The sequence below is a fragment of the Streptomyces sp. NPDC030222 genome, from assembly GCF_055573115.1.
The window spans coordinates 1-24,126 of record NZ_JBVICA010000006.1; the positions used below are offsets into that span (position 1 = coordinate 1).

General features: G+C 71.0%; 23 protein-coding genes and 2 pseudogenes. 9 read left to right on the forward strand and 16 right to left on the reverse strand.

Going from position 1 to position 24,126, the window contains the following annotated elements:
* Window positions 1-369 precede the first annotated feature (369 nt).
* Window positions 370-1,011 carry a DNA-3-methyladenine glycosylase gene (locus tag ACZ4Z5_RS10605; protein ID WP_468259652.1) on the reverse strand — a complete coding sequence of 214 codons (642 nt, stop codon included), beginning with the start codon at window positions 1,009-1,011 and terminating at the stop codon, window positions 370-372.
* 103 nt (window positions 1,012-1,114) lie between these two features.
* On the opposite strand from ACZ4Z5_RS10605, the gene ACZ4Z5_RS10610 reads away from it, so the two are divergent.
* The 3 genes from ACZ4Z5_RS10610 (at window position 1,115) to ACZ4Z5_RS10620 (ending at window position 3,160) form a co-directional block, all read left to right on the forward strand.
* A complete protein-coding gene (locus tag ACZ4Z5_RS10610) occupies window positions 1,115-1,897 on the forward strand; it encodes a sporulation protein (RefSeq protein ID WP_468259655.1) in 783 nt (260 codons plus the stop codon).
* A gap of 49 nt (window positions 1,898-1,946) precedes the next feature.
* Window positions 1,947-2,477 carry a YbhB/YbcL family Raf kinase inhibitor-like protein gene (locus ACZ4Z5_RS10615; RefSeq protein ID WP_468259658.1) on the forward strand — a complete coding sequence of 177 codons (531 nt, stop codon included), beginning with the start codon at window positions 1,947-1,949 and terminating at the stop codon, window positions 2,475-2,477.
* A gap of 176 nt (window positions 2,478-2,653) precedes the next feature.
* The gene (locus tag ACZ4Z5_RS10620; RefSeq protein WP_468259661.1) at window positions 2,654-3,160 is read left to right on the forward strand and encodes an HNH endonuclease; all 507 of its coding nucleotides are present in this window, start codon (window positions 2,654-2,656) and stop codon (window positions 3,158-3,160) included.
* Between the two features lie 81 nt (window positions 3,161-3,241).
* Here ACZ4Z5_RS10620 and ACZ4Z5_RS10625 read toward each other — a convergent pair whose 3' ends face one another.
* From ACZ4Z5_RS10625 to ACZ4Z5_RS10640, 4 genes are all read right to left on the reverse strand, one after another.
* The gene (locus ACZ4Z5_RS10625) at window positions 3,242-4,018 is read right to left on the reverse strand and encodes a sulfite exporter TauE/SafE family protein (RefSeq protein ID WP_468259664.1); all 777 of its coding nucleotides are present in this window, start codon (window positions 4,016-4,018) and stop codon (window positions 3,242-3,244) included.
* Between the two features lie 77 nt (window positions 4,019-4,095).
* Complete coding sequence (locus ACZ4Z5_RS10630; RefSeq protein WP_468259666.1) at window positions 4,096-5,055, reverse strand: SPFH domain-containing protein; 960 nt, start codon at window positions 5,053-5,055, stop codon at window positions 4,096-4,098.
* 123 nt (window positions 5,056-5,178) lie between these two features.
* Window positions 5,179-5,607, reverse strand: coding sequence for an NfeD family protein (locus ACZ4Z5_RS10635; RefSeq protein WP_468259669.1), 429 nt, complete (start codon window positions 5,605-5,607; stop codon window positions 5,179-5,181).
* A 44-nt stretch (window positions 5,608-5,651) separates the two neighbouring features.
* The gene (locus ACZ4Z5_RS10640; protein ID WP_468259672.1) at window positions 5,652-6,443 is read right to left on the reverse strand and encodes an ABC transporter ATP-binding protein; all 792 of its coding nucleotides are present in this window, start codon (window positions 6,441-6,443) and stop codon (window positions 5,652-5,654) included.
* A 130-nt stretch (window positions 6,444-6,573) separates the two neighbouring features.
* Between ACZ4Z5_RS10640 and ACZ4Z5_RS10645 the strand changes: the two genes are divergently transcribed.
* Window positions 6,574-7,362, forward strand: a complete 789-nt coding sequence (locus ACZ4Z5_RS10645) for a hypothetical protein (RefSeq protein WP_468259675.1) — start codon at window positions 6,574-6,576, stop codon at window positions 7,360-7,362.
* Window positions 7,363-7,656: 294 nt separating this feature from the next.
* On the opposite strand, the gene ACZ4Z5_RS10650 is transcribed toward ACZ4Z5_RS10645, so the two are convergent.
* The 3 genes from ACZ4Z5_RS10650 to ACZ4Z5_RS10660 form a co-directional block, all read right to left on the reverse strand.
* The gene (locus ACZ4Z5_RS10650; protein ID WP_468259677.1) at window positions 7,657-7,902 is read right to left on the reverse strand and encodes a chaplin; all 246 of its coding nucleotides are present in this window, start codon (window positions 7,900-7,902) and stop codon (window positions 7,657-7,659) included.
* 184 nt (window positions 7,903-8,086) lie between these two features.
* Window positions 8,087-8,737 carry a response regulator gene (locus tag ACZ4Z5_RS10655; RefSeq protein ID WP_468259679.1) on the reverse strand — a complete coding sequence of 217 codons (651 nt, stop codon included), beginning with the start codon at window positions 8,735-8,737 and terminating at the stop codon, window positions 8,087-8,089.
* Window positions 8,730-9,875, reverse strand: coding sequence for a GAF domain-containing sensor histidine kinase (locus ACZ4Z5_RS10660; RefSeq protein ID WP_468259682.1), 1,146 nt, complete (start codon window positions 9,873-9,875; stop codon window positions 8,730-8,732). Before ACZ4Z5_RS10660 ends, ACZ4Z5_RS10655 begins: the two co-directional genes overlap by 8 nt.
* Before the next feature lie 186 nt (window positions 9,876-10,061).
* Here ACZ4Z5_RS10660 and ACZ4Z5_RS10665 point away from each other — a divergent pair.
* From ACZ4Z5_RS10665 to ACZ4Z5_RS10675, 3 genes and pseudogenes are all read left to right on the forward strand, one after another.
* Window positions 10,062-10,757, forward strand: a pseudogene (locus ACZ4Z5_RS10665) (SDR family NAD(P)-dependent oxidoreductase); the annotation flags it as partial.
* A gap of 131 nt (window positions 10,758-10,888) precedes the next feature.
* Window positions 10,889-12,022 (forward strand): S-adenosylmethionine:tRNA ribosyltransferase-isomerase, encoded by a 1,134-nt coding sequence (locus tag ACZ4Z5_RS10670; RefSeq protein ID WP_468259685.1) that lies wholly within the window; start codon window positions 10,889-10,891, stop codon window positions 12,020-12,022.
* Window positions 12,023-12,244: 222 nt separating this feature from the next.
* Window positions 12,245-12,973, forward strand: a complete 729-nt coding sequence (locus ACZ4Z5_RS10675) for a transglycosylase SLT domain-containing protein (RefSeq protein ID WP_468259688.1) — start codon at window positions 12,245-12,247, stop codon at window positions 12,971-12,973.
* Between the two features lie 95 nt (window positions 12,974-13,068).
* Here the strand turns inward: ACZ4Z5_RS10675 and ACZ4Z5_RS10680 are convergent, their stop codons facing one another.
* A complete protein-coding gene (locus tag ACZ4Z5_RS10680) occupies window positions 13,069-15,585 on the reverse strand; it encodes an ABC transporter ATP-binding protein/permease (RefSeq protein WP_468259691.1) in 2,517 nt (838 codons plus the stop codon).
* Window positions 15,586-16,972: 1,387 nt separating this feature from the next.
* On the opposite strand from ACZ4Z5_RS10680, the gene serB reads away from it, so the two are divergent.
* Window positions 16,973-18,187 (forward strand): phosphoserine phosphatase SerB, encoded by a 1,215-nt coding sequence (gene serB / locus ACZ4Z5_RS10685; protein WP_468259694.1) that lies wholly within the window; start codon window positions 16,973-16,975, stop codon window positions 18,185-18,187.
* 116 nt (window positions 18,188-18,303) lie between these two features.
* Here the strand turns inward: serB and ACZ4Z5_RS10690 are convergent, their stop codons facing one another.
* From ACZ4Z5_RS10690 to ACZ4Z5_RS10705, 4 genes are all read right to left on the reverse strand, one after another.
* Entirely contained in the window at window positions 18,304-18,855 is a 552-nt protein-coding gene (locus tag ACZ4Z5_RS10690) for a SixA phosphatase family protein (protein WP_468259696.1), read from the reverse strand.
* A gap of 79 nt (window positions 18,856-18,934) precedes the next feature.
* Entirely contained in the window at window positions 18,935-19,150 is a 216-nt protein-coding gene (locus tag ACZ4Z5_RS10695; protein WP_468259699.1) for a hypothetical protein, read from the reverse strand.
* Window positions 19,151-19,397: 247 nt separating this feature from the next.
* The gene (locus ACZ4Z5_RS10700) at window positions 19,398-19,514 is read right to left on the reverse strand and encodes an SGM_5486 family transporter-associated protein (RefSeq protein ID WP_468259701.1); all 117 of its coding nucleotides are present in this window, start codon (window positions 19,512-19,514) and stop codon (window positions 19,398-19,400) included.
* Between the two features lie 17 nt (window positions 19,515-19,531).
* Complete coding sequence (locus ACZ4Z5_RS10705) at window positions 19,532-20,824, reverse strand: CynX/NimT family MFS transporter (protein ID WP_468259704.1); 1,293 nt, start codon at window positions 20,822-20,824, stop codon at window positions 19,532-19,534.
* Window positions 20,825-20,882: 58 nt separating this feature from the next.
* Here ACZ4Z5_RS10705 and ACZ4Z5_RS10710 point away from each other — a divergent pair.
* Window positions 20,883-21,551, forward strand: a pseudogene (locus tag ACZ4Z5_RS10710) (FadR/GntR family transcriptional regulator); the annotation flags it as partial.
* Between the two features lie 333 nt (window positions 21,552-21,884).
* On the opposite strand, the gene ACZ4Z5_RS10715 reads toward ACZ4Z5_RS10710, so the two are convergent.
* From ACZ4Z5_RS10715 to fabG, 3 genes are all read right to left on the reverse strand, one after another.
* On the reverse strand, window positions 21,885-22,274 hold the full coding sequence (locus tag ACZ4Z5_RS10715) for a hypothetical protein (RefSeq protein ID WP_468259707.1): 390 nt from the start codon (window positions 22,272-22,274) through the stop codon (window positions 21,885-21,887).
* 182 nt (window positions 22,275-22,456) lie between these two features.
* The gene (gene fabI / locus ACZ4Z5_RS10720) at window positions 22,457-23,230 is read right to left on the reverse strand and encodes an enoyl-ACP reductase FabI (protein ID WP_468259709.1); all 774 of its coding nucleotides are present in this window, start codon (window positions 23,228-23,230) and stop codon (window positions 22,457-22,459) included.
* 4 nt (window positions 23,231-23,234) lie between these two features.
* A complete protein-coding gene (gene fabG, locus ACZ4Z5_RS10725; RefSeq protein ID WP_468259711.1) occupies window positions 23,235-23,954 on the reverse strand; it encodes a 3-oxoacyl-[acyl-carrier-protein] reductase in 720 nt (239 codons plus the stop codon).
* Between the last annotated feature and the right edge of the window lie 172 nt (window positions 23,955-24,126).

Below are 24,126 nucleotides of genomic sequence, written 5' to 3' on the forward strand. Positions count from 1 at the left end.
CACGCTGTTGAGTTCTCAAGGAACGGACGCTTCCTTCGTACTCACCCGCAGCGACATTCTCTGGGGCTTTCCTCCGGGCGCTTCCCTTCGGTGTTCCCAACCTTACCAGATTCTTTTTCCGTTCCGTTTCCGGTCTGGATTTCGATTCCGGCGGCCGTTGGAAGGCCTTTGCCTTTCGGCGTTTCCCCTACGTTAACCGATCCTCTCGGCGATTCATAATCGAGCCGTCGAGGCCGGCGACGGAAATCCGGCATGCCGAAAAACCCCGCCTGGGATGATCAGTAGTAGTGGATGGCCGCTTCGGGGGCTGTTGAACAGCAGTCCCTGTTCAAGCGGCTCGGGCTACGTTAGGCGTCTCGCAGGGGTGAGTCAAGTCGACCTCCGGCGTGGCGAATGCGCCCGGTACGGACTCACCGTGGGGTCGTCGGCGATCCAGAATCGCCAGGGGTGGACGGCGCCGTCGCCGCCGACGCCGGTGCGCGGGCCGCTGCGTACCTGGTCGGACGGTGGCGGGGTGCCGGTGAGCACGGTCAGAGGTGCCTCCGGGCCCGCACACACGTCCGTGCCGTCCAGGGCGCGGTCGACACCGAGGGCGGTCGCCAGGCGGGCCGGTCCTTTGGCCAGATCCCTGTCGTGGCGGGCCGAGAACCGGCGTTTGCGGGCGAGTTCCGTGCCCACCCGTACCTCCCCGGCGCGGAGCAGGACTCCGCTCGCGGTGCCCTCGGGGCCGCATACGAGATTGAGGCAGTGCCACATGCCGTAGGTGAAGTAAACGTATGCGTGCCCGGGCGGTCCGAACATCACGCCGTTCCGGGCGGTGCGTCCCCGGAAGGCGTGGGAGCCGGGGTCGGCGGGACCGGCGTAGGCCTCGACCTCGGTGAGACGGAGTTCGATCCGGCCCTCTCCGATGAGACGTACGAGCGTGCGGCCGAGCAGATCAGGGGCTACCTCGAGGACGGGGCGGTCGAAGAAGTCCCGGGGCAGTGGCGTACGGTCGGGGGCCTCGATCATGGCGTACGAGGGTAGTCGACCCGTTCGTCCATGCGGGTGGGCCGATACGGAACCGGGGATCCGTGTTCCGCGTTTACAGGGGTCAGGAACAAGGAGGAAGAACATGGGGTTCAAGCGGCTGCTCGCGAGCCTGGGTGCCGGTGGTGCCTCCGTTGAGACGGAGCTGTCCGAGGCCAATGTCGTGCCCGGCGGTGTGGTGCAGGGCGAGGTGCGGATCCAGGGCGGGTCCGTTTCCCAGCAGATCGAGGGCCTTTCCGTCGGTCTCCAGGCCCGGGTGGAGGTCGAGGGCGGTGAGCAGGAGGTCAGGCAGGACATCGAGTTCAGCCGGCTCCGCCTCGGCGGTGCCTTCGAGGTCCAGCCCGGGGCGGTGCACGTGGTGCCGTTCGGTCTGGAGATCCCGTGGGAGACGCCGGTCACCCACTTCGAGGGACGTCACTTCACCGGGATGCACATCGGTGTGACGACGGAGCTGGCGATCGCCCGTGCGGTGGACTCGGGTGACCTGGACCCGATCAACGTGCACCCGTTGCCGGCGCAGCAGGCGATCCTCGACGCCTTCGCCCAGCTGGGCTTCCGTTTCAAGAGCGCTGACATGGAGCGCGGCCACATCCGCGGGACGCGCCAGAAGCTGCCCTTCTACCAGGAGATCGAGTTCTTCCCGCCGCGGCAGTACCACGGGCTGAACCAGGTGGAGCTGAGCTTCGTCGCGGACGACCGCGAGATGGACGTCATCCTGGAGATGGACAAGAAGGGCGGTCTGTTCAGCGAGGGCAGCGACTCGTACAAGGCGTTCACCGTCGGACTGGACAGCTTCCAGGGGACGGACTGGGCGGCCTACCTCAACCAGTGGCTCGCGAGCGTCGGGGGAAGGCGCAACTGGCTCTAGCTAGTCTCGGGTCCGGATCAGACGTCCAGGACGATCAGGAGGTACCGACGTGACCGAGCGCGAGAGGCCGCCGCTTCCGCACGACTTCCACCCCGAGGTGCCCTCGTTCACCGTGGTGAGTGAGGACGTGCAGCCGGGAGCGGTGCTGAAGGACGCTCAGGTGCACGCCGCCGGGAACACCTCGCCGCACCTGCGGTGGGAGGGGTTCCCGGAGGAGGCCAGGAGTTTCGCGGTGACGTGCTTCGACCCGGACGCGCCGACCGGGAGCGGTTTCTGGCACTGGGTGCTGTTCGACATCCCCGCGTCGGTGACCGAGCTCCCGGCGGGGGCCGGCAACGGCGGGTTCAAGGGCCTGCCCGCCGGAGCGGTGCACGCCCGTAACGACTACGGAACGAGGGACTTCGGCGGCGCGGCGCCGCCGCCGGGGGATCCCGCGCACCGGTACGTGTTCACCGTGTACGCGGTGGACCAGGAGAAGCTGGGGCCGGACGCGGACGCGTCGCCCGCGGCCGTCGGTTTCCATCTCCGGTTCCACACGCTGGCGCGTGCACAACTGATCGGTGAATACGCCGCGCACTGAGCGTTCGCCCGCTGTTCGCCCGCTCCTGGTCTGCGAGAGATCAGGAGCGGGCATTTTTCTTCCTGCGGGGGTCATGGGGGGCGCCCGGGAGATATTGCGTTGTCCATCTCGGCGAGCCCGGCCAGAGTTGATCCCAGCCCGCCAGGGGGTGGGCCGGCATTCCGGAGGTGGGCAAGATGCGGGACACGTTGGTACTGAACGCGAGCTTCGAGCCGTTGTCGACGGTGACACTGAACCGAGCCGTCGTGCTTGTCCTGCAGGACAAGGCCGTCGTCGAGCAGGCTCATCCCGGACTCAGTGTGCGTGCGGCCGCGGTCGAGGTTCCGGTGCCGAGGGTCATCAGGCTCTGCCGGTACGTACGGGTGCCGTTCCGAAGACAGGCACCGTGGTCGAGGCGGGGTGTGCTGGTGCGGGACCAGCACCGGTGCGCCTACTGCGGGAGGCGCGCGACGACCGTGGACCATGTCGTGCCGCGGGCGCAGGGCGGTGGTGACACGTGGATGAACACGGTCGCCTCGTGCGCGGAGGACAACCACCGCAAGGCCGACCGTACTCCGGAGCAGGCGGGGATGCCGCTGCTGCACCAGCCGTTCGTGCCGACGCCTGCCGACGCGATGCTGCTCGCGCTGGGTTCGGGCAGCAGGGCCGAGCTGCCCGAGTGGCTGGGGCAGTCGGCCGCGTAGAGCATGGTCCGGTCGTCCGCGGCTGGCCGTCCGGAGCCCGCCTTCACTCGGAGGCGGGCTCCTTGCGTGTGGGGTGGTGTTTCACCTTCCGGCCAGCAGCTGGACGATCGCGAGGACACCCACGACGATGATCACTCCGCGCAGGACGGTCGGGGGGAGTCGGCGGCCGGCCCTGGCGCCGATCTGGCCGCCGATGGTGGAGCCGACCGCGATGAGCAGCACGGCGGTCCAGTGGAAGTCGGCCACGAAGAGGAAGAAGACGGCGGCCACGCCGTTGACGGCGGCGGCGAGGACGTTCTTGAGGGCGTTGATCCGCTGCAGGCTCTCGTCGAGCATGACGCCCATCAGGGAGAGGTAGAGGACTCCCTGGGCCGCCCCGAAGTATCCGCCGTAGGCGCTGGCGAGGAGCAGGCCGGCGTAGAGGAGCGGGCCGCCGTGCGGATGGGCTTCGGTGCCGGTGGCCTCGCGACGGGCCTGGAGGGCCTTGGCGAGGCGCGGCTGGAGGGCGACCATGACGAGGGCGAGCGCGATGAGGACCGGGACGATCGTGTCGAACGCCTTCGAGGGCAGGGCCAGGAGGAGGATCGCGCCGCCGAGTCCTCCGATGAGGGCGATGGCGCCGAGGCGGATCACCCTGCCGCGCTGGCCCCGGAGTTCCTCGCGGTAGCCGATGGCGCCGCTGATGGCGCCGGGGACCAGTCCCAGCGTGTTGGAGACGTTCGCGGTGATCGGTGGCAGGCCGGTGGCGAGCAGCACCGGGAAGGTGATCAGGGTGCCGGAGCCCACGATGGTGTTGATGGTGCCGGCGCCCACGCCGGCCACGAATACCGCCAGTGCTTCCCAGATGGACAAGGCCATCTCCTTACATGGTCAGTGTGTCGCCTCCCCGCCGTGAAGGTCGAGGGGCCGCACTGATCATGCATGAAGGGGGTGGGTCAGTCGATGGGGGGCTGCTCGCGGCGCTGGGTGTTCGTCTCGGTGCTCTGGCGGCTGCCGGGGATGGAGGGGGAACCGCCCCCCATGGGGCCGAAGTTGCCGAGGGCGCCGGACAGTCCCTTGAGGGCGTCGCCGATCTCGCTGGGGACGATCCAGAGCTTGTTGGCGTCGCCTTCGGCGATCTTCGGGAGCATCTGGAGGTACTGGTAGGAGAGCAGCTTCTGGTCGGGGTCTCCGGCGTGGATGGACTCGAAGACGGTGCGGATGGCCTGCGCCTCGCCCTCGGCGCGCAGGGCGGCGGCTTTGGCCTCGCCCTCGGCGCGCAGGATGGCGGACTGCTTCTCGCCCTCTGCGGTGAGGATCTGCGACTGGCGGATGCCTTCCGCGGTGAGGATCGCGGCACGCTTGTCACGGTCGGCGCGCATCTGCTTCTCCATCGAGTCCTGGATGGAGGTGGGGGGCTCGATGGCCTTGAGCTCGACGCGGTTGACGCGGATGCCCCACTTGCCGGTGGCCTCGTCGAGGACTCCGCGGAGGGCGGCGTTGATCTCCTCGCGGGAGGTGAGGGTCCGCTCCAGGTCCATGCCGCCGATGATGTTGCGGAGGGTGGTGACGGTGAGCTGCTCGATCGCCTGGATGTAGCTGGCGACTTCGTAGGTCGCGGCGCGGGCGTCGGTCACCTGGTAGTAGATGACGGTGTCGATGTTGACGACAAGGTTGTCCTGGGTGATCACCGGCTGGGGCGGGAAGGGGACGACCTGTTCGCGGAGGTCGATCCGGTTGCGGATCGAGTCGATGAACGGGACGACGATGTTGAGGCCGGCGCTGAGGGTGCGGGTGTAGCGGCCGAAGCGTTCGACGATGGCGGCGCTCGCCTGTGGGATGACCTGGATCGTCTTGATCAGGGCGATGAAGACCAGCACCACCAGAATGATCAGGACGATGATGATCGGTTGCATCGCGTTCCCGTGCCCTTCGCTTCGCGGACGATACCGATGATCCGGATTCCGGCCGGACAGCCGACCGGGCCGGTCTTGATGATCAGTTTCTCAGACCACGCGGAGTGGTGTGGGGCGTTCGGCTCAGATGACGACTGCGGTGGCCCCGTCGATCTCGACGACGTCGACCTGTTGTCCAGGTTCGAAGACCTGTCCGGCGTCGAGGGTGCGGGCGGACCAGACCTCGCCGGCGAGTTTGATGCGGCCGCCGGTGCCGTCGACCCGTTCCAGCACGAGTGCCTGACGACCCCTCAGCGCGTCGATTCCGGAGGCGTGCTGGGGGCGTTGCGAGCGGTGCCGGGCGGCGATGGGCCGTACGACGGCGATCAGCGCGACGGACACCGCTGTGAACACGAGCACTTGGGCGACGCTGCCGCCGCCGAGCGCTGCGGTCACGGAGGCGGCGAGCGCACCGACGGCGAACATGCCGAGTTCGGGCATCGCCGTCAGGACGAGCGGGATTCCGAGTCCGACGGCGGCTATCAGCCACCACACCCATGCGTCGATGTCCACATGGTCATGGTAGGCGCGGTGAACGCGCGGGGACAGGGTGCCGGTCAGCCGAGCGGCAGCCCGTGGGCGGTCCAGCGGTCGCCGTTGCGCTCTACGACGAGGGGCAGGCCGAAGCAGTGCGAGAGGTTCCGGGAGGTCAGCTCGGTCTCCATGGGACCGGCTGCGAGCACCTTGCCCTGACGGATCATCAGGACGTGGGTGAAGCCGGGGGCGATCTCCTCGACGTGGTGGGTGACCATGATCATGGAAGGGGCGTTGGGGTCGCGGGCGAGCCGTCCGAGGCGGCGCACCAGGTCCTCGCGTCCGCCGAGGTCGAGGCCGGCCGCCGGTTCGTCGAGGAGGAGCAGTTCGGGGTCGGTCATCATCGCGCGGGCGATGAGGGTGCGCTTGCGCTCGCCCTCGGAGAGGGTGCCGAACTTGCGGTCGAGGTATTCGGTCATGCCGAGGCGGTCCAGGAAGGCGCGGGCGCGCGCCTCGTCCATCTCGTCGTAGTCCTCGTGCCAGGTGGCGGTCATGCCGTACGCGGCGGTGAGGACGGTCTCGAGGACGGTCTGGCGCTTGGGGAGCTTCTCGGCCATGGCGATGCCGGCCATGCCGATCCGGGGCCGGAGGTCGAAGACGTCGACCTTGCCGAGGCGCTCGCCGAGGATGTCGGCCGTGCCCTTGGTCGGGAAGAGATAGCTGGAGGCGATGTTGAGGAGGGTGGTCTTGCCGGCGCCGTTGGGGCCGAGGATGACCCAGCGCTCACCCTCCTTCACCGACCAGGAGACGTCGTCCACCAGAGCGCGTCCGTCGCGGACCACGGATACGTCCACCAGCTCCAGTACATCGCTCATGAGCGCGTTGTCTCCCCATGCAATCAGTCGGATCCACGGATCCCGGGGGCGGTGTGGGTACGACCCCCGGAGAACTCCCAGGGAAAAACCTACGCCACCCGTCGCGCGCTCCAGTCCCTAGGCTGGGGTCATGCTCTCGGAACCACGCTCAGGACGCCTGGCAGCATGGGGAAATGCCCTGTTGGCCGGATTTGTTTCACCGGATGACGCCGTGCTCGCGATCGTCGGGGACGACGCGGTGCACCGGGTGGAGGGTCTGCCGGGTGAGGCGGGGCCGGTCGGTCTCACCCTGGCCCTCGGCCGGCTGCGGACCCTGGGGGTGACCGGCTTCCGGGTCGCGCTGCCCGCGCCGGGGCATCCGCTGGGACTCAGCGGACCGCCCGAGTTCAACGCGCGGGCGCTGGACGCGGAGGAGGCGGTGGTCTGCCACGGCGGGGCGCTGGGACTGGTGCCCGAGGTGTACGAGGCGGGGCCGCGCGGCGATGTGCACGTCGAGGTCGTGTGGCACTGCCTGCCGGTGCGGGAGGCACCGCCCGCGGACGTGCCCTCGCTGGGAGAGGCCGAGCGGGAACTGGCGGAGGCACTGCGGGAGGCCACGGTCGTACTGACCCGGCTCGACGTCGCCGGGTCGGGTCCGGTGGCGGAGGCCGCCGTGGACGCCTACCGGGCGCGGGCGGAGCGGGGGCAGGAGGTGCTGGCTCCCGGGTATCCGCCGCGCGCGGTGCGCGTGCTGGAGCTCGCGCAGCGCGTCGGACTGCTGATCTCGGTGGCGTACGAGACGGGGCACGGGGGTGCGGTGAGCGCGTCGGAGATGGCGGCACGGTCGGAGACGCTGCGACCGGTGGAACGGGTGGCGCGCCGGGCCCAGGTCGCGGCGTACAACGCGTACGTGGAGGAAGAGGAACGCCGGCGCTCCTGACCCACGGGGTGCGGACCCGCCGGAACCTCGCGGGATGCACCGTATGCCTGCCGTGCCCGCGCTGCTGCGTCGCCGGGGTGGCCGACGACCGGCGTCTTCTGCTCCCGCAGGGCGTGTCGTCGCGCTGTCGCCCCCAGGGAGCTGATCCGCCGTTCTGCTTTGCCCCGCCACTGCTGACGGGTCGCCGGGGCAGGGCGCCGTTTCCGGGATCCGGCGGCCGGAGACGGCGCCGCCTCACGGCACGGCCACGGCCCTCCAGGCATGCCTGGAGGGCCGTGACACTGCGGCGCGGCGTCAGTTGTTGACGGCGGTGTTGCCGAAGGCGGGGTTCAGCACGCCGATGACGTTGAGGGTGTTGCCGGAGACGTTCACCGGGACGTGGACCGGGACCTGGACGAGGTTGCCGGAGGCCACACCCGGGGACTGCACGGCGTGCCCGTCGGCGTGCGCACCGTTCGTCGCGGAGGCCACTCCCGTACCCGCGGCGACGATCCCGCCGGCGATCATGGTGAGGACGGCAGCCTTCTTCAGGTTCTTCACTTCGTGATCCTTCTGGTCATCGCCGCGGTCATGCACCGCGGGCACACGCCATGAAGAACGCGCCTTCCCCGGCTGGGATACGCCGAGCGGGTGACATACACCCGACAGTATGAATCTCAGCCCGGAGCGTTACCTGCCGGAACGGCGGCCTCGACGCCCCGCGGACCGCCGGGACGGCGGGTCCTCAGCCGGTGACCCCGTGCCGTACGGCCCACAGCGCCGCCTGCGTCCGGTCCGCAAGGTCCAGCTTCATCAGGATGTTCGAGACATGTGTCTTCACGGTCTTCTCGGAGAGCACCAGGGTCCGCGCGATCTCCCGGTTCGAGCGTCCGTCCGCGATCAGGGCGAGCACCTCGCGCTCCCGGTCGGTCAGGGTGCTCCCCCGGCCCGTGCCGCCGCCGTTGCCGTCGTCCTGGCTGAGCAGTGCGCCCGCGACCTCCTGCTGGAGCAGGACGTGGCCGGCGTGCACGGACCTGATGGCCGCGGCCAGGGCGTCCGGGTCGACGTCCTTGTACACGTACCCCGACGCACCGGCGCGCAGGGCGGGCACGACCGTGCGCTGCTCGGTGAAGCTGGTGACGATCAGGACCCTCGCGGGGTTGGCCAGCTCGCGGAGCTTGCGCAGGGCCTCGATGCCGTCCGTCCCGGGCATCTTCACGTCCATGAGGACGACGTCGGGGCGCAGCTCCTCCGCCCGCGCGATGCCCTCGGCCCCGTCGCCGGCCTCGCCGACGACCTCGATGTCGTCCTGCACCTCCAGGAAGGTGCGCAGGCCCCGGCGGACCACCTGGTGGTCGTCGACCAGCAGGACACGGATGGTCGGGTGATCAGCCACCGGGCACCTCCATCTCGATCGTGGTGCCCTTCCCGGGCGCCGATTCCACACGCAGCGTGCCGCCGACGCCGCTCGCCCGGTCCCGCATCGAGACCAGGCCCAGGTGCCGGCCGGCCCGCCGCACCGCGGTGGGGTCGAAGCCGCGGCCGTCGTCGGTGATCCTCAGGACGGCGCCGTGGTCCCGCTTCGTCAGGGACACGGCCACCCGCTCGGCGCCCGAGTGGCGCAGCGCGTTGTGCAGTGCTTCCTGGGCGACCCTCAGCAGTGCCTCCTCCTGGGCGCTGGGCAGCGCGCGTACGCCGACGCTCTCGAAGCTGACCCGGGCGGTGTGCGCCCGGTCCAGCACCTGTATCTGGGTGCGCAGGGTGTTGGCGAGGCCGTCCTCGTCGAGTGCGGCGGGCCGCAGCTCGACGACCGCGGCGCGCAGCTCGTCGGCGGCCTCCGCGGCCAGTACGGCGACCTGCTGGAGTTCGCCCTTGGCGCGGGCCGGGTCGCGGTCGACTAGGGCGGCGGCGGCCTGGGCGGTCAGCCGCAGGGAGAACAGCTTCTGGCTGACGGCGTCGTGCAGTTCGTGGGCGAGCCGGGAGCGTTCCTCGGCAATGGTCAGTTCCCGGCTGCGTTCGTAGAGCCGGGCATTGGTGAGGGCGATCGCGGCGTGCTGGGCGAGGATGCCGAGCAGCTCCTCGTCGGCCTCGGTGAATCCGCAGACGTCGCGGGCGGGGCGGCAGCGCTTGTTGGCGAGGAACAGCGCGCCGATGACCGCGTCGCCGTCCCGGATGGGGAACCCCAGGAAGTCCGACATGTCAGGGTGGGCGGCCGGCCAGCCCTCGAAACGCGGGTCCTTGCGGACGTCGGCCAGACGCTCGGCCTTCGCCTGCCGGAGCATCGCGGCCAGGATGCCGTGCTGGCGCGGCAGCGGCCCGATGGCCCGCCACTGCTCGTCGGTCACCCCGTCGACGACGAACTGGGCGAAGCCGCCGTGGTCGTCGGGGACGCCGAGGGCGGCGTACTCGGCGTCGAGCAGTTCGCGGGCCGAGGCGACGATCGTCTTCAGGACGTCGCGCACCTCGAGGTGCCTGCTCATCGCGAGCAGTGCGGAGCTCACCGCTGCCAGGCCTGACGGGGTGCCGGATGTCATGACCTCACCGTACCGGCGGGTGTCGTGGGGTGTATCGGACCAGCGTCCGCAGGCGGCTGGGCCCGCGGACCTAGGCCGAAGAGCCCGGGCGGCCGGGACCGGGGGTCGAGGCGCGGCGCGGGGGCCCGTTCCTACGTTGGGTGCGACAGCCGTCGGAGGCGGCACCGACAAGAGGGGACGGACGTCATGCCGGTTGCGATCATCACGGGGGCTTCGCGGGGTCTGGGACGTGCGCTGGGGTCGGCGCTGGCCGCGCGGGGGTGGGATCTGGTGCTCGACGCGCGGGGCTCAAAGGCGCTGGAGGAGACCGCGGAGTCGCTGCGCCGTCGTCATGGGGTGCGGGTGGTGGCGGTGACGGGCGATGTCGCGGATGCCGCGCACCGCAAGGAGCTGGTGGAGCGGGCGGGTGCGCTCGGTGGGCTCGATCTGCTGGTGAGCAACGCGAGCGTACTGGGCGCCGAGCCGCTGGTGCGGCTGGCGGAGCACACCCTCGCCGGACTGCGTGAGGCGTTCGAGGTCAATGTGGTGGCGGCGCTCGGCCTGGTGCAGGAGGCGCTGCCGCTGCTGCGGGCGTCGGATGCGGGAACGGTGATCGCGGTGAGTTCGGACGCTGCCGTCGAGGCGTACGGGACATGGGGTGGCTACGGGGCGTCCAAGGCGGCCCTGGACCTTGTCGCGGCGGTGCTGGCGGTCGAGGAACCGGAGCTGCGGGTGTGGGCGGTCGACCCTGGCGACATGCGGACGCAGCTCTATGCGGCGGCGGTGCCGTCGGACGACGATTCCGGGCGCCCGGAGCCCGAGTCGGTCGTACCGGCGTTCCTCGGACTGCTGGACCGGCGGCCGGCGAGCGGGCGGTTCTCGGCGCCGGCGCTCCTCGCCGGGGAACCAGCGCCGCAGCCGGACGAGCAGGGCACCCCACGCCGCGCGCGGGACGCCGCGGAACTCCACGGGCAAGGCCCTTCGGACGGGCGGGCGTCCGCCGACGGCCGGGCGCTCACGGAGGAGCGGGTGCGATGACGGTGCTGGAGGCGCTGCGCGTGCCGGAGGAACTGTCGGCGCGGGTACCGGCCGAGCAGCGGGGCACGGGGCGGGACGACGTGCGGATGCTGGTCGGCACGGGCACCGAGGTGTCGCACCACCGGTTCCGGGACCTGGTCGGCCTGTTGCGGGCGGGCGACGTCCTGGTGGTGAACACCTCGGAGACGCTGTCCGCGGCGGTGGACGGGCTGCTCGGCCGGAACCGCGTGGTGGTGCACTTCTCGACGCGGGGCGACGACGGCCGGTGGGCCGTCGAGCTCCGCACTCCCGACGGCCGCGGCACCACCCGTCCGCGGCCGGGCGGCCCCGCGGGCGCCCGGGTCCGTCTTCCCGGCGGTGCCCGTCTCGTACTGGAGGAGAGGCTGAGTTCCGGGGGTGACCGTCTGTGGTGGGCGGCGGTCCGCGGCGCGGAGCACGGCGGAATGCCGGGTCCCGCGGACGTGCCCGCGCTGCTGCGCCGGTACGGGCGGCCGATCCGGTATGCGTACACGGACCGGGACCAGCCGGCGGCGGTGTACCGGACGGTGTTCGCGCGGCCGGCCCCCGACGGTGCGGGGTCGGCGGAGATGCCGAGTGCCGCACGGCCGTTCACCGTGGAGACGGTGGGGAAGCTGGTGCGCCGGGGTGTGCAGTTCGCGCCGGTCGCGCTGCACACGGGGGTGGCGTCGGCCGAGGTGTGCGAGCCGCCGTACCCCGAGCGGTTCGAGGTGCCGGCGGCCACGGCGTGGCTGGTGAACGCGGCGCGGGGCGGCGGGGGCAGGATCATCGCGGTCGGGACGACGGCGGTGCGGGCGCTGGAGTCGGCGGCCGGGACGGACGGCGTGGTGCGTGCCGCCGCGGGGTGGACGGATCTCGTGGTGACCGCCGAGCGGGGCGTGCGGGTGGTGGACGGGCTGCTGACGGGTCTGCACGAGCCACAGGCCTCGCATCTGCTGATGCTGGAGGCGATCGCGGGACGGCCTGCGCTGTGCCGCGCGTACACCGAGGCGCTGGAGCGGCTCTACCTGTGGCACGAGTTCGGTGACGTGCACCTCATCCTCCCGGAGGAGCCCCTCACACTGTGCGTTACGAAAGCAACTTCCTGTGAGGCCACTTCGCAGCCCGTGTGAGCCCGCCCATAGGACCCACATCACTTACGAAGCGGGCTAGTAGCTACATAAAGGGCATTTGAGCACGGAATGCAGGTTGACTTGTCCTGATTTGGGTGACGTATCACCACTATCCCACTTCGTACGTCACACCTTTGCCAGCGGATTTTGCTGCCGCTAAGAATTGCCGTCGCCGCCTGGCCCGACCGGGCGGCGTCCCGCGATTCGAAGAGGTACGACTGCATGTCCGCGTCCCGGTTTTCCGGCAAGGCTCTGACCAAGACCCACCGCATCTCGCTGGCCGGCGTTGCCGCCGTCGGCGCCGCGGCCCTCGCGCTCTCGCTCGCTCCGGGCGAGAACGCGACCGAGGTCGAGCCGACCGCCGTCGCCGTTGCCGCCGTCCCGGTCGCCGCGTCGGCCACCGACGGCGGTGCGCAGGCGAAGGCCCTGCAGAAGAGCCTCGCCGAGCAGCACACCGATGCCATCACGCTGAGCCAGAAGGCCGCGGCCGCCAAGGCCGAGGCCGGCGCCAAGGCCGAGGCCGTGGCGGAGGTGCAGGCCCGGGCCGCCGCCACCGCGAAGGCCGCCGCGGCGAAGCGTCTGACGGCCACCCCGGTCGTCAGCCGCTCGGTGCCCCGCAAGCCCGTCTACGGGAACAACCTGGACGGCTGGATCAAGCAGTCCCTGGCCATCATGAAGGCCAACGGCATCCCGGGCTCGTACCAGGCCATCCACCGCAATGTGATGCGCGAGTCCTCCGGCAACCCGAGGGCCATCAACAACTGGGACGTCAACGCCGTCAACGGCGTGCCCTCGAAGGGCCTGCTGCAGGTGATCCCGCCGACCTTCAAGGCGTACCACGTCCCCGGCACCTCGTGGAACATCTACGACCCGGTCGCCAACATCACCGCCGCCTGCAACTACGCGGCCGACCGCTACGGCTCGATCGACAACGTCTTCGGCGCGTACTGAGCCGGCTTCCCCGACGCATACGGACGAGGGGCGGCAACCCGCGGGTGCCGCCCCTCGTCCACGTGACCGGCCGTGCTTGCGCATGGCCGGTGGCCCTACTTGCGCATGACCTCGGGCTCGTGGCGCCGCAGCAGACGCTGCACGACGACGCCGCACACCACGGCCATGCCGATCAGCACGCCCATGTTGACGAACCACTGGCTCGCCGTGTGCTCCCACAGCGGATCCGGCCCGGCTCCCGGCCACGGGTTCAGGATGTTCATGTCGGCCGTGACACCCGCGGCGGCGATGGCCCAGCGCGACGGCATCAGCCAGGCGACCTGCTCCACGCCGACCTTGTCGAAGATCTGGAACAGCACACCGGTGAAGACGACCTGGACGATCGCGAACATCACCAGCAGCGGCATGGTCTTCTCGGCAGTCTTCACCAGCGCGGAGATGATCAGACCGACCATCATCGACGTAAAGCCCAGCGCCGTGATCACGAGGGTCATCTCGACGACCGGCGAGTCCACCAGGACCACGCCCTCCTCGGGCATCTTGTCGCGGGCGCCGAAGCCGATGGCGCTGACCAGTGCACCCTGGAACGCGGTGATCAGGCCGAGCACGACGACCTTGGAGACCAGGTACGCCGAACGGGACAGGCCGGTCGCCCGCTCCCGTTCGTAGATGACCCGCTCCTTGATCAGCTCACGGACGGAGTTGGCCGCACCCGCGAAGCACGCGCCGACCGCGAGGATCAGCAGGATCACGCCCGCGTCGCGGTTCTGGAAGTGGGCCCGCTCCGGGCCGAGGCCCAGACCGGACTCGGCCGGGATGACCACGCTGACCGCGCCGAGCACGGCCGGCAGGATCACCATCAGCGCCAGGAAACCCTTGTCGGACGCGATGACCGACAGATAGCGGCGGACCAGGGTCCACAGCTGGGAACCCCAGCTCTGCGGCTTCGGCGGCCGCATCGCCTGTGCGGGCGGCATCTGCACCGACTGCGGGGCGACGGCGTCGATCTCCGCGGCGTACTTCTGATAGTGCTGCGAGCCCTTCCAGCGGCCCGCCCAGTCGTAGTCGCGGTAGTTCTCGAACGCCGAGAAGACGTCCGCCCAGGTCTCGTAGCCGAAGAAGTTGAGCGCCTCCCCCGGCGGACCGAAGTAGGCCACCGAGCCGCCCGGCGCCATCACCAGCAGTTTGTCGCACAGCGCCAGCTCGGCGACGGAGTGGGTCACCACGAGGACGGTGCGGCCGTCGTCGGCCAGCCCGCGCAGCAGCTGCATCACGTCACGGTCCATGCCCGGGTCGAGACCGGAGGTGGGCTCGTCCAGGAAGATCAGCGACGGCTTGGTCAGCAGCTCCAGGGCCACCGACACGCGCTTGCGCTGGCCGCCGGAGAGAGAGGTGACCTTCTTCTCCTTGTGGACGTCCAGCTTCAGCTCGCGCAGGACCTCGTCGATCCGGGCGTCGCGCTCCGCGGCGGTGGTGTCCGCGGGGAAGCGGAGCTTCGCCGCGTACTTCAGCGCGGTGCGGACGGTCAGCTCCTTGTGCAGGATGTCGTCCTGTGGGACCAGACCGATGCGCTGGCGCAGCTCGGCGAACTGCTTGTAGAGGTTCCGGTTGTCGTAGAGGACGTCGCCCTCGTTGGCGGGCCGGTAGCCGGTCAGCGCCTTGAGCAGGGTCGACTTGCCGGAACCGGACGGGCCGATGACCGCGATCAGCGACTTCTCTGGGACGCCGAACGACACGTCCTTGAGGATCTGCTTGCCGCCCTCGACCGTCACCGTCAGGTGGCGGGCGGAGAAGGACACCTCACCGGTGTCGACGAACTCCTCGAGGCGGTCGCCGACCAGGCGGAACGTCGAGTGACCGACACCCACGATGTCGTTCGGGCCGATCAGCGCCGTACCGGACTTGGCGAGCGGCTGACCGTTGACGTACGTGCCGTTGTGCGAGCCGAGGTCGCGGATCTCGAAGCGACCGTCGGGCGTCGCATGGAACTCGGCGTGGTGCCGCGAGACCTGGAGGTCGGAGACGACCAGCTCGTTGTCCAGGGCACGACCGATACGCATCACCCGGCCGAGCGCCAGCTGATGGAACATGGTGGGGCTGCGGTCGCCGTAGACCGGGGCGGCGCCGGCGGACTCCCCGGCAGCAGGACCCTGCTGCTGCGGGACGTGCGGCTGCCCGGGCGTCTGCTGCCAGGACGGCGCGGCCTGCTGCGCGCCTGCCCCGGCCGGCCTGGCCTGGCCCTGCGCCTGCAGGGCGTCGGCGCCCTGCTGCGACTGCTGGGCGCCGACGCCATGGGCGCTGTACTCGTCCGCTTCGGCCGCGGCACCGGAGAGATCCAGCCTCGGGCCGTCCGTCGCGTTGCCCAGGTGCACCGCGGTTCCGGGGCCGATCTCCATCTGCTGGATCCGCTGCCCCTGCACGTATGTGCCGTTGGTGCTGCCGTGGTCCTCGATGACCCAACCCCGGCCGCCCCAACTGATGGTGGCGTGCCGCCAGGAAACCCTGGGGTCGTCGAACACGACGTCACCCTGCGGATCGCGTCCGAGGGTGTACGGCCTGGACGGATCGAGCGTCCAGGTCCTTCCATTCACTTCCAGTACGAATTCAGGCACTCCGCGCCCCACTTGTCTTCCCCCGATGTGACCCCCGGCATAGGGGGCCCAGGGATGGCATACATCCTGGGGAACTATTTCAGGCCCGGTCCCGTATCGGAAAGTCGGGCCTTGTGAAGACCCCGCGAGGGCTCGTGCCAACGGACCGTGGGCAGCGGAGAAATACGGTCGGACGAGGGGAACACCCCATGAGGGTCCATGAATCATGCGTGAACGGGGCAACTCGCCCGTGAACCCGGGGATCCTGACCGGTAGGGCTCCGGCCCCGCTGCGCCGCCGGGCTCCCGTGGGGTGAGGTGCAGTCGGCGCGGGACCGTTACGGGCGTGGAGTCGAACTCCGCGTGCCGCTCGGGGGATTGCTGCGCGCTCTCCGGCGTTCCCGGCGGGCACTGCTCAGGGCGAGGGGCGGCACACCGGGAGGGGCGCGTTCCGGGAGCGGCCATTCGGGGAGGGTGGCCCGTCGGCCCATCTCACCCGGGTGGCACATCCGCGCGCCCGCAGTGCGGTGTACGCCCCATGGCCCCGAAGTACGGGGCGCACCCGCCCTTGGATCACGGACCATGCGCCGCTGCCCTGGGACCGCCTACCGCACCGCGCACCGCCGCCGCGGGACCCGCGACCGGAGGCCCCGGGACAGACTGCGACCGGAGCCCGTCGACGGTCCCTCTCCGGCCCCTTCCGGTCCTTCTCCGGTCCCTCCCCGGTCGGACGGGCGCAGACGGTCGGCGGCCAGGGGCGACCGGCGTCGACCGGGTTGCGCGTCGCCCCGCCGTACCCGCAGGACCGACGGGGCCATGCCACGTGCCCCCACCGGCCAGGCACCCACTGAGTGGGGCCTACCGGGTGGGCACCCTCGGCCGTGACATGGCCCGCTGCGCCGGGCGGGCGGCCGAGCGCCCCGGCGGGCCTGCGGGCGCGGCGGGCCGGGGCGGAGCCGGGCGGGGCTCACCCGCCGGACCGGCCGCGGACCGCCGGTGGTCTCGTCGTCCGGGGCGTGCACGGGCTCACCGCTCGGGCGCGGCGGCGCGCGACGTCACACCGGGCACGCGGCCCCACGCCAGGGCACCCACCGCACGCCGGTGACCGGGGCGGGCCCGGCCCGGCAGACCGCCCCGAGCCATGTGAAGGCCCCCACCAGCATGCGCCGCCACACCGGCGCGAAGGCCCCACCGGGCGCGCGGCCCCAAACCAGGATGCCCACCGCGCCGCGTGCCGGTGGCGCAGGAGGGCGTGACCAGGCGGACCGCCCCTGAGCAGCAGCGCGGCGCGTTCCCCCTCGGGCAGCGCGAGCGAGGCCCGCCCGTCGGCGGGTGGCGGCCGGGGGAGACGTCCGTCTGGCGGGACGGGGGTCCTGCGGTGCGGGCGGGCCGGATACGGTGGGATCACCATGAACGCTTCGCCGTACTCCGACGTTCCCACCCTTCTCGTCAAGGTCTTCGGGAAGGACCGCCCGGGGATCACCGCCGGGCTCTTCGACACGCTCGCCGCCTACTCCGTCGATGTCATCGACATCGAGCAGATCGTCACCCGTGGCCGGCTCATGCTGTGCGCGCTGGTCACCACGCCCTCCGCGGGCGGGACGAGCGAGGGAGAGCTGCGGGCCACCGTGCACAGCTGGGCGGACTCGCTCAGGCTTCAGGCCGAGATCATCTCGGGCACGGGTGACAACCGCCCGCGCGGCCACGGCCGGTCGCACGTGACCGTACTGGGGCATCCGCTCACCGCCGAGTCGACGGCCGCCATAGCCGCGACGATCGCGGCGGCGGGCGGCAACATCGACCGCATCTTCCGCCTGGCGAAATACCCGGTCACCGCGGTGGAGTTCGCGGTGTCCGGCACGGAGACCGAGCCGCTGCGCACCGCGCTCGCCACCGAGGCGGCGAAGCTGGGCGTGGACGTGGCGGTGGTGTCCGCCGGATTGCACCGGCGGGCCCAGCGCCTGGTGGTCATGGACGTGGACTCGACGCTGATCCAGGACGAGGTCATCGAGCTGTTCGCGGCGCACGCCGGCTGCGAGGAGCAGGTCGCCGAGGTGACCGCGCGCGCCATGCGGGGCGAGCTGGACTTCGAGCAGTCGCTGCACGCCCGGGTGGCGCTGCTGGAGGGCCTCGACGAGTCGGTGGTCGACAAGGTGCGGTCCGAGGTGCGGATGACTCCCGGGGCCCGGACGCTGATCCGGACGCTGAAGCGCCTGGGCTTCCAGGTCGGTGTGGTGTCGGGAGGGTTCACCCAGGTCACGGATGATCTGCAGGCTCGGCTGGGGCTGGACTTCGCCTCGGCCAACACGCTGGAGATCGTCGACGGGAAGCTGACGGGCCGCGTCACCGGGGAGATCGTGGACCGGGCGGGGAAGGCCCGGCTGCTGCGGCGGTTCGCGGCCGAGGCGGGTGTGCCGCTGGCACAGACCGTGGCGATCGGTGACGGCGCCAACGACCTCGACATGCTCAACGCAGCGGGTCTGGGTGTGGCGTTCAACGCCAAGCCGGTCGTACGGGACGCGGCGCACACCGCGGTGAACGTGCCGTTCCTGGACACGGTGCTCTATCTGCTGGGCATCACCCGGGAAGAGGTCGAGGCGGCGGACATCGACGACCACCACTGAGCGCGAGCCCGGTGAAGCGCGCCGGGTGACATGGGCCCCGCGCGGCTGTCGCGCCGGGGCCTCGTGTGTCGCACAGCTGTCGGCCGGACGGCCCGTCCGGAAGGACCGGCCGCCGGTCAGTCGTGCGGGGCCCAGTAGTCGACGAGGGTGCCGACACCGTGCTCGACGGATTTCCATGAACCGCTGAAGCCCACGACGGCGAACGCCGCGGTCGCGAAGCCGGTGCGGCTCAGCCGCGCCAGGGCGTCGCCCTCGACGCGCCCGGCCAGGGCGTCGGCGAGGGCGTGCATGCCAGGGTTGTGGCCGATGAGCAGGAGGTCGTCGACGTCGTCGGGGGTCTCGTTCAGCAGGGCGAGCAGGTCGCCGAGGGATGCCTCGTAGAGCCGGTCCTCGTAGACGGTCCTGGGGCGGTGCGGCATTTCGTGCACGGCGAGCTTCCAGGTCTCGCGGGTCCTGAGCGCGGAGGAGCACAGGGCCAGGTCGAAGGCGATTCCCGTGTCGGCGAGGCGGCGGCCGACGACAGCGGCGTCCATGCGGCCCCGGTCGGCGAGCGGCCGCTCGTGGTCGGACACCTGCGGCCAATCGGCCTTCGCATGGCGGAGGAGGACGATCCTGCGGGACACGGGCGTTTCGGGGGACGTCTCCCTGGAGAACTCAGCGGCGCTCATGACCCCCAGCTTCGCATGGATCAGGCCAACGGGCGCAGGGTGTTGACGACCTCGGCACTCGGCGGGTGAGCACGCACTTCTACCGCGACAGGGTGTGCTGGACACGCTCCACTATGTGGGCGACGGCCGTCTCGCCTCGGGTCGTCCCGCCGCCGGCCGGCTCCGGGCCCGGTCCGGCCATCAGGACCATCAGGGCGGCGAAGGCCAGGGCGGGAAGCACGAGGGCCCACCACGGCAACCGGGCGGCGGGGCCCGTCGCCGAGGCATGGGACGGGGTGTGCGGGTGGGCCGTCATGGCCGCCTCCGGGGAGTCCGAGTTCTGCCGACTCCTCGAAGTTAACGATCACGGGGCGGCGGGCCCATCCGGTGATCCACCCACTTGACCCTGAGACCCGCCCCCTAGGGGATGCGGGGGCTGCCCCCACCCGCCGGTCCGCCCTCGTCCTTCCGGTCTCACGGAAGCCGCGCTCTCACGGAGGCCCCGCCCCGGAAGGTCCCTGGAAACGGCGAGCCGGGCGGCGTCGGCCATGGCGTGAGGTGCCTCAGGGGGCGGCGACGGACGCGATGACGCCGATCACGACCGTGATGGCGAGCATCGCGCCGAGGACGAGGAGGAGCTTCTTCTGGCCGTTCGGGGGCTGGGGCTCGAGCACAGGCATGACGCCAGTGTCGCATCTCAGCATTCGTCCTCGACGGTCCGGTCCCGTCCGGCCAGCAGGCCGAGCGCGATCTGCGGCACCATCAGCCCGGCCATGACCGTGAGCGGCACGTCCCAGCCGCCGCTGTGCTGGTAGAGCACGCCGATGAGCAGCGGACCCGGTATCGAGATGAGGTAGCCGGTGCACTGTACGAAGGCCGACAGGCGGACCACTCCGGCCGCGGTGCGCGAGCGCATGCCGATCAGGGTCAGGACCAGGGGGAAGGTGCACATCGCGACGCCCAGCAGGATCACCCAGATCCAGGCGCCGGCTGCCGGAGCGAGGAGGAGGCCGACGTAGGCCACGAGACCGCAGAGCCCCAGTGCGGCGGCGAGCATTCCCTGGTTCCTCATCCGGGAGGCGAGCCGGGGCAGCACGAAGGAGAGCGGGATGCCCAGGCCCATGGTCCCGGCGAGCAGCACCCCGGACGTCGAGGCCGGCACTCCGGCGTCCCGGAAGATCTGCGGAAGCCACCCCATGGTGATGTACGCACTGGTGGCCTGGAGGCCGAAGAAGCAGCCGAGGGTCCATGCCGTGCGGCTGCGTACGACGCGCGGTCCGGCGTCGGGCCGAGCGGTACGCGCACGGGCGGCGTCCTGGCCGGCCGGGGCCACCGCGGGAACGGCGTCCCGGTCACGCACGAGCAGGACCCACGGCAGGACGGCGACGGCGGCGAGCAGCGCCCACACGACGAGGCCGGTGCGCCAACTGCCGCCGAGAGCCCGGGTCATGGGCACCGTGACGGCGGCGGCGAGCGCGGTGCCGATGGCGAGGGCCATCGAGTAGAGCCCGGTCATCGTGCCCACGCGCTCGGGGAAGTACCGCTTGACGACGGCCGGCATGAGGACGTTGCTGACGGCGATTCCCATGAGGGCGAGCGCACTGGCGGCCAGGAAACCGGGCGTGCCGGAGGCGAAGGGACGCAGGGCCAGGCCGACGGCGATCGCCGCCATGCCGGCGCAGACCACGGCCGCGGGTCCGAAGCGGCGTGCGAGCCGGGGTGCGGCCACGCCGAACACGGCGAAGCACAGCGGCGGTACGGAGGTGAGGAGGCCGGCGACGCTGCCGCTCATGTGGAGGCCCTCGCGCACCTCTTCCAGCAGGGCGCCGAGGCTGGTGATGGCGGGGCGCAGGTTGACCGCGGCGAGGACGAGAGCAGTGACGACCAGGGGGACGACCCAGGCGGGTCGCGGGCCGCCGGCGGCACGGTGTCCGAGGCCGGTGGTCGGGTCGGGGCTCAGGGTCCTGGTGGCCGGGGTCTCGTCAGACATGCACCCATCATAGAATCATGGGATGATTGGTTGTCCAATCATCAGAGAAGGAGTGGCAGTGACTCTGAGCTCCCCCCGGCGCTCCGCGCTCTCCGACCAGGTGATCACGCAGCTGCGCAACCAGATCACCTCCGGCGAATGGCCCGTGGGATCGCGGATCCCTACCGAACCCGAGCTCGTCGAGCAACTCGGGGTGGCCCGCAACACGGTCCGGGAGGCGGTCAAGGCGCTCGCGCACAACGGCCTGCTGGACATCCGGCAGGGTTCCGGGACGTACGTCCTCGCGACCAGCGAGCTCGCCGGCGTGATGCACCGCCGGTTCGCCGGGGCCGACCCCGAGCACGTCGCGGAGCTGCGCTCGACCCTGGAGTCCTCCGCCGCCCGGCTCGCCGCGCAGCGGCGCACCGACCGGGATCTGCGGCAGCTGGACGCCCTGCTGGCCCACCGCGAGGAGGCGTGGGAATCAGGTGATGCAGAGGCCTTCGTGGCCGCGGACGCGACCCTGCACCACGCCGTGGTGGCCGCGTCGCACAACGAGGTCCTGACCGAGCTCTACGCGGACCTGGGAGACGTACTGCGCGACTGGCTCCGCGACGACGTGGGACAGGAGTTGCGTCCGGAGAACCACATGGACCACGCGCTGCTGGTGGAGGCGATCCGTAACGGCGACGCCGACCTCGCCGCCTCGGAGGCGGCGGGTTATGCCTTCAAGTGCGTACCGGACCGCCCGGGCGGGCGCCGGCCGACGAGCGGGTCCCGGCGCGCCGGCGCACGCCGATCCGCCGTCGCTCCGGAGCGGGCGGGCGCACCGGAACGCGACGGCGGCCGGGAGACACGCGCCTGAGGGGAGCGGCCGTCCGGGAGGAGACGACCGGCCCGGGGGCCGGCAAGAGGCAAGCGACGGCGATGCAGAATCCGGCCGGGAGGAAATATGCGGTCGCGAGGAGGTACGAGGAAGTACCCGGTAGCGAGGAAACAACGGCGGCGAAGACGCAACCGGAAAGCGCCGCCTGGAGTGACAGGAATGTCAGCGGCCCCGGTGAGGAAACGCCCCCGCCGCTCACGTCCGCCACTCGTGGCTGACCCAGACCGCGCGGATCTCCTTCCAGCAGCGGTCGCTGAGCTGCACCGTCTGGGCGGGCCGTATGTCGACCGATGCGCCGTCGACGTCGAGGTCCCACCACCGTTCGCACTCGACGTGGAGCCGCACCCGGTCGATCCCGGCGTTGGCGTTGTGGCAGTAGGCGACGGCGCGGGAGCCTTCCACGAAGGTGCGGCACTCGGCGGCGTACGGTCCGGGAGGAGGATCCGCGGGGGCGGCCGGCGCGGTCGCGGGTGCCGTCGCGGCTCCGCGGAGCACCGACGCCGCGTGGGCCGCGGCGGGCACCAGGGCCGTCGCCAGCGCCAGGGAGGCGGGCAGGGCCGCTGCTCGCAGCAGGATCGGACGCACGACGTACCTCCTCCCCACGGGGCACCGCGGGAGACCCGTTCAGCGGGGCACCGCGGAAAGACCCGGTCAGCCCAGTCTGCGGCCGAACGGGCGGTGGTGCACGACGGCCGCGTTCCGCCGATCGGGTGACCGGCGGCCCGCGGCCGCAGTTCCTGACGAGGGTTCAGGTGCCTGTCGTGACGTCAGGCACCCATCATGTGCACGCCACCGTCGACGTGGACGATCTCGCCCGTGGTCCTCGGGAAGAAGTCCGACAGCAGACCGACGACACCGCGGCCGGCCGGCTCCGGGTCGGCGAGGTCCCAGCCGATGGGGGCGCGATGGTTCCAGACGTCCGCGAGCTCCTCGAAGCCCGGGATGGACTTGGCGGCCATCGACTTGATCGGGCCGGCGGAGATCAGGTTGCAGCGGATGTTCCTGGCACCCAGGTCGCGGGCCAGGTAACGGTTGGTGGACTCCAGGGCCGCCTTGGCCACGCCCATCCAGTCGTACTTCGGCCAGGCGATCTGCGCGTCGAAGGTGAGGCCGACGACGGAGCCGCCGCGCTTCTCCAGCAGCGGGAGCAGCGCCATGGTCAGCGACTTGTAGGAGTACGCCGAGACGTGGACGGCCGTCTGGACGTCCTCCCAGCTCGCCTCCAGGAAGTTGAAGGCGCCCTGCGGGCCGAAGGCGATCGAGTGCACGACGCCGTCCAGACCGCTGTCGTCTCCGAAGTGCTCGGCGACCTTGGCGGCCAGGCCGTCCAGGTGCTCCTGGTTGGTGACGTCCAGCTCGATGACCGGGGCGGGCTTGGGCAGACGCTTGGCGATGCGCTCCACGAGGGTGAGCCGGCCGAAGCCGGTGAGGACGACCTCGGCACCCTCCTCCTGCGCGACCTTGGCCGCGTGGAAGGCGATGGAGCCCTCGGTGAGGACACCCGTGACGAGAATGCGCTTGCCGGCGAGGATTCCGCTCATGTGATCAGTGACCCATGCCCAATCCGCCGTCAACCGGGATGACGGCTCCAGTGATGTACGAGGCGTCGTCGGAGGCGAGGAAGCGCACGCTGGCGGCGATCTCCTCGGGCTGCGCGTAGCGGCCCAGGGGCACCTGCGCGACGATGCCGGCGCGCTGGTCCTCGGTGAGCGCCTTGGTCATGTCGGTGTCGACGAAACCGGGCGCGACGACGTTGAAGGTGATGTTGCGCGACCCCAGCTCACGGGCGAGCGAGCGGGCGAAGCCGACCAGACCGGCCTTGGAGGCGGCGTAGTTCGCCTGTCCCGCCGAGCCGAGCAGGCCGACGACGGAGGAGATCAGGACGACTCGGCCCTTCTTGGCCCGCAGCATGCCGCGGTTGGCGCGCTTGACGACGCGGAAGGCGCCGGTGAGGTTGGTGTCCAGGACCGAGGTGAAGTCGTCCTCGGACATCCGCATCAGCAGCTGGTCGCGGGTGACGCCGGCGTTGGCCACCAGCACCTCGACCGGACCGTGCTTCTCCTCGATCTCCTTGTAGGCCTGCTCCACCTGCTCCGCGTCGGTGATGTCGCACTTGACGGCGAGGCAGCCGAGCTCCGCAAGGGCCTCCGGCGGCTCGCCCGACCGGTACGTGTACGCGACCTTGTCGCCGGCCTCGGCGAAAGCGCGGGCGATGGCGAGGCCGATGCCCCGGTTTCCTCCGGTGACGAGAACCGAGCGGCTCAACGGATCACCCTTTCGATAGCGGTCTGGTACAGCGAAAACCTATCGGTCCGCTTCAGGATCCGGGGAATCGAGCCCCGACAGTGGCGCGCAACAGTCCCTGTCGGGTCCCTACAGAAAGAAGTGGGTACGGTGCCCACCGGCGAGACATGATCGGGACAATCGAGTGGACGAA

Bases quoted from the DNA above. Each gene is read 5' to 3' on its own strand.
- ACZ4Z5_RS10605 (WP_468259652.1), bottom strand. From the start codon at position 1,011: ATGATCGAGGCCCCCGACCGTACGCCACTGCCCCGGGACTTCTTCGAC.
- ACZ4Z5_RS10610 (WP_468259655.1), top strand. From the start codon at position 1,115: ATGGGGTTCAAGCGGCTGCTCGCGAGCCTGGGTGCCGGTGGTGCCTCC.
- ACZ4Z5_RS10620 (WP_468259661.1), top strand. From the start codon at position 2,654: ATGCGGGACACGTTGGTACTGAACGCGAGCTTCGAGCCGTTGTCGACG.
- ACZ4Z5_RS10625 (WP_468259664.1), bottom strand. From the start codon at position 4,018: ATGGCCTTGTCCATCTGGGAAGCACTGGCGGTATTCGTGGCCGGCGTG.
- ACZ4Z5_RS10630 (WP_468259666.1), bottom strand. From the start codon at position 5,055: ATGCAACCGATCATCATCGTCCTGATCATTCTGGTGGTGCTGGTCTTC.
- ACZ4Z5_RS10640 (WP_468259672.1), bottom strand. From the start codon at position 6,443: ATGAGCGATGTACTGGAGCTGGTGGACGTATCCGTGGTCCGCGACGGA.
- ACZ4Z5_RS10645 (WP_468259675.1), top strand. From the start codon at position 6,574: ATGCTCTCGGAACCACGCTCAGGACGCCTGGCAGCATGGGGAAATGCC.
- ACZ4Z5_RS10660 (WP_468259682.1), bottom strand. From the start codon at position 9,875: ATGACATCCGGCACCCCGTCAGGCCTGGCAGCGGTGAGCTCCGCACTG.
- ACZ4Z5_RS10670 (WP_468259685.1), top strand. From the start codon at position 10,889: ATGACGGTGCTGGAGGCGCTGCGCGTGCCGGAGGAACTGTCGGCGCGG.
- ACZ4Z5_RS10675 (WP_468259688.1), top strand. From the start codon at position 12,245: ATGTCCGCGTCCCGGTTTTCCGGCAAGGCTCTGACCAAGACCCACCGC.
- serB (WP_468259694.1), top strand. From the start codon at position 16,973: ATGAACGCTTCGCCGTACTCCGACGTTCCCACCCTTCTCGTCAAGGTC.
- ACZ4Z5_RS10690 (WP_468259696.1), bottom strand. From the start codon at position 18,855: ATGAGCGCCGCTGAGTTCTCCAGGGAGACGTCCCCCGAAACGCCCGTG.
- ACZ4Z5_RS10695 (WP_468259699.1), bottom strand. From the start codon at position 19,150: ATGACGGCCCACCCGCACACCCCGTCCCATGCCTCGGCGACGGGCCCC.
- ACZ4Z5_RS10700 (WP_468259701.1), bottom strand. From the start codon at position 19,514: ATGCCTGTGCTCGAGCCCCAGCCCCCGAACGGCCAGAAGAAGCTCCTC.
- ACZ4Z5_RS10705 (WP_468259704.1), bottom strand. From the start codon at position 20,824: ATGTCTGACGAGACCCCGGCCACCAGGACCCTGAGCCCCGACCCGACC.
- fabI (WP_468259709.1), bottom strand. From the start codon at position 23,230: ATGAGCGGAATCCTCGCCGGCAAGCGCATTCTCGTCACGGGTGTCCTC.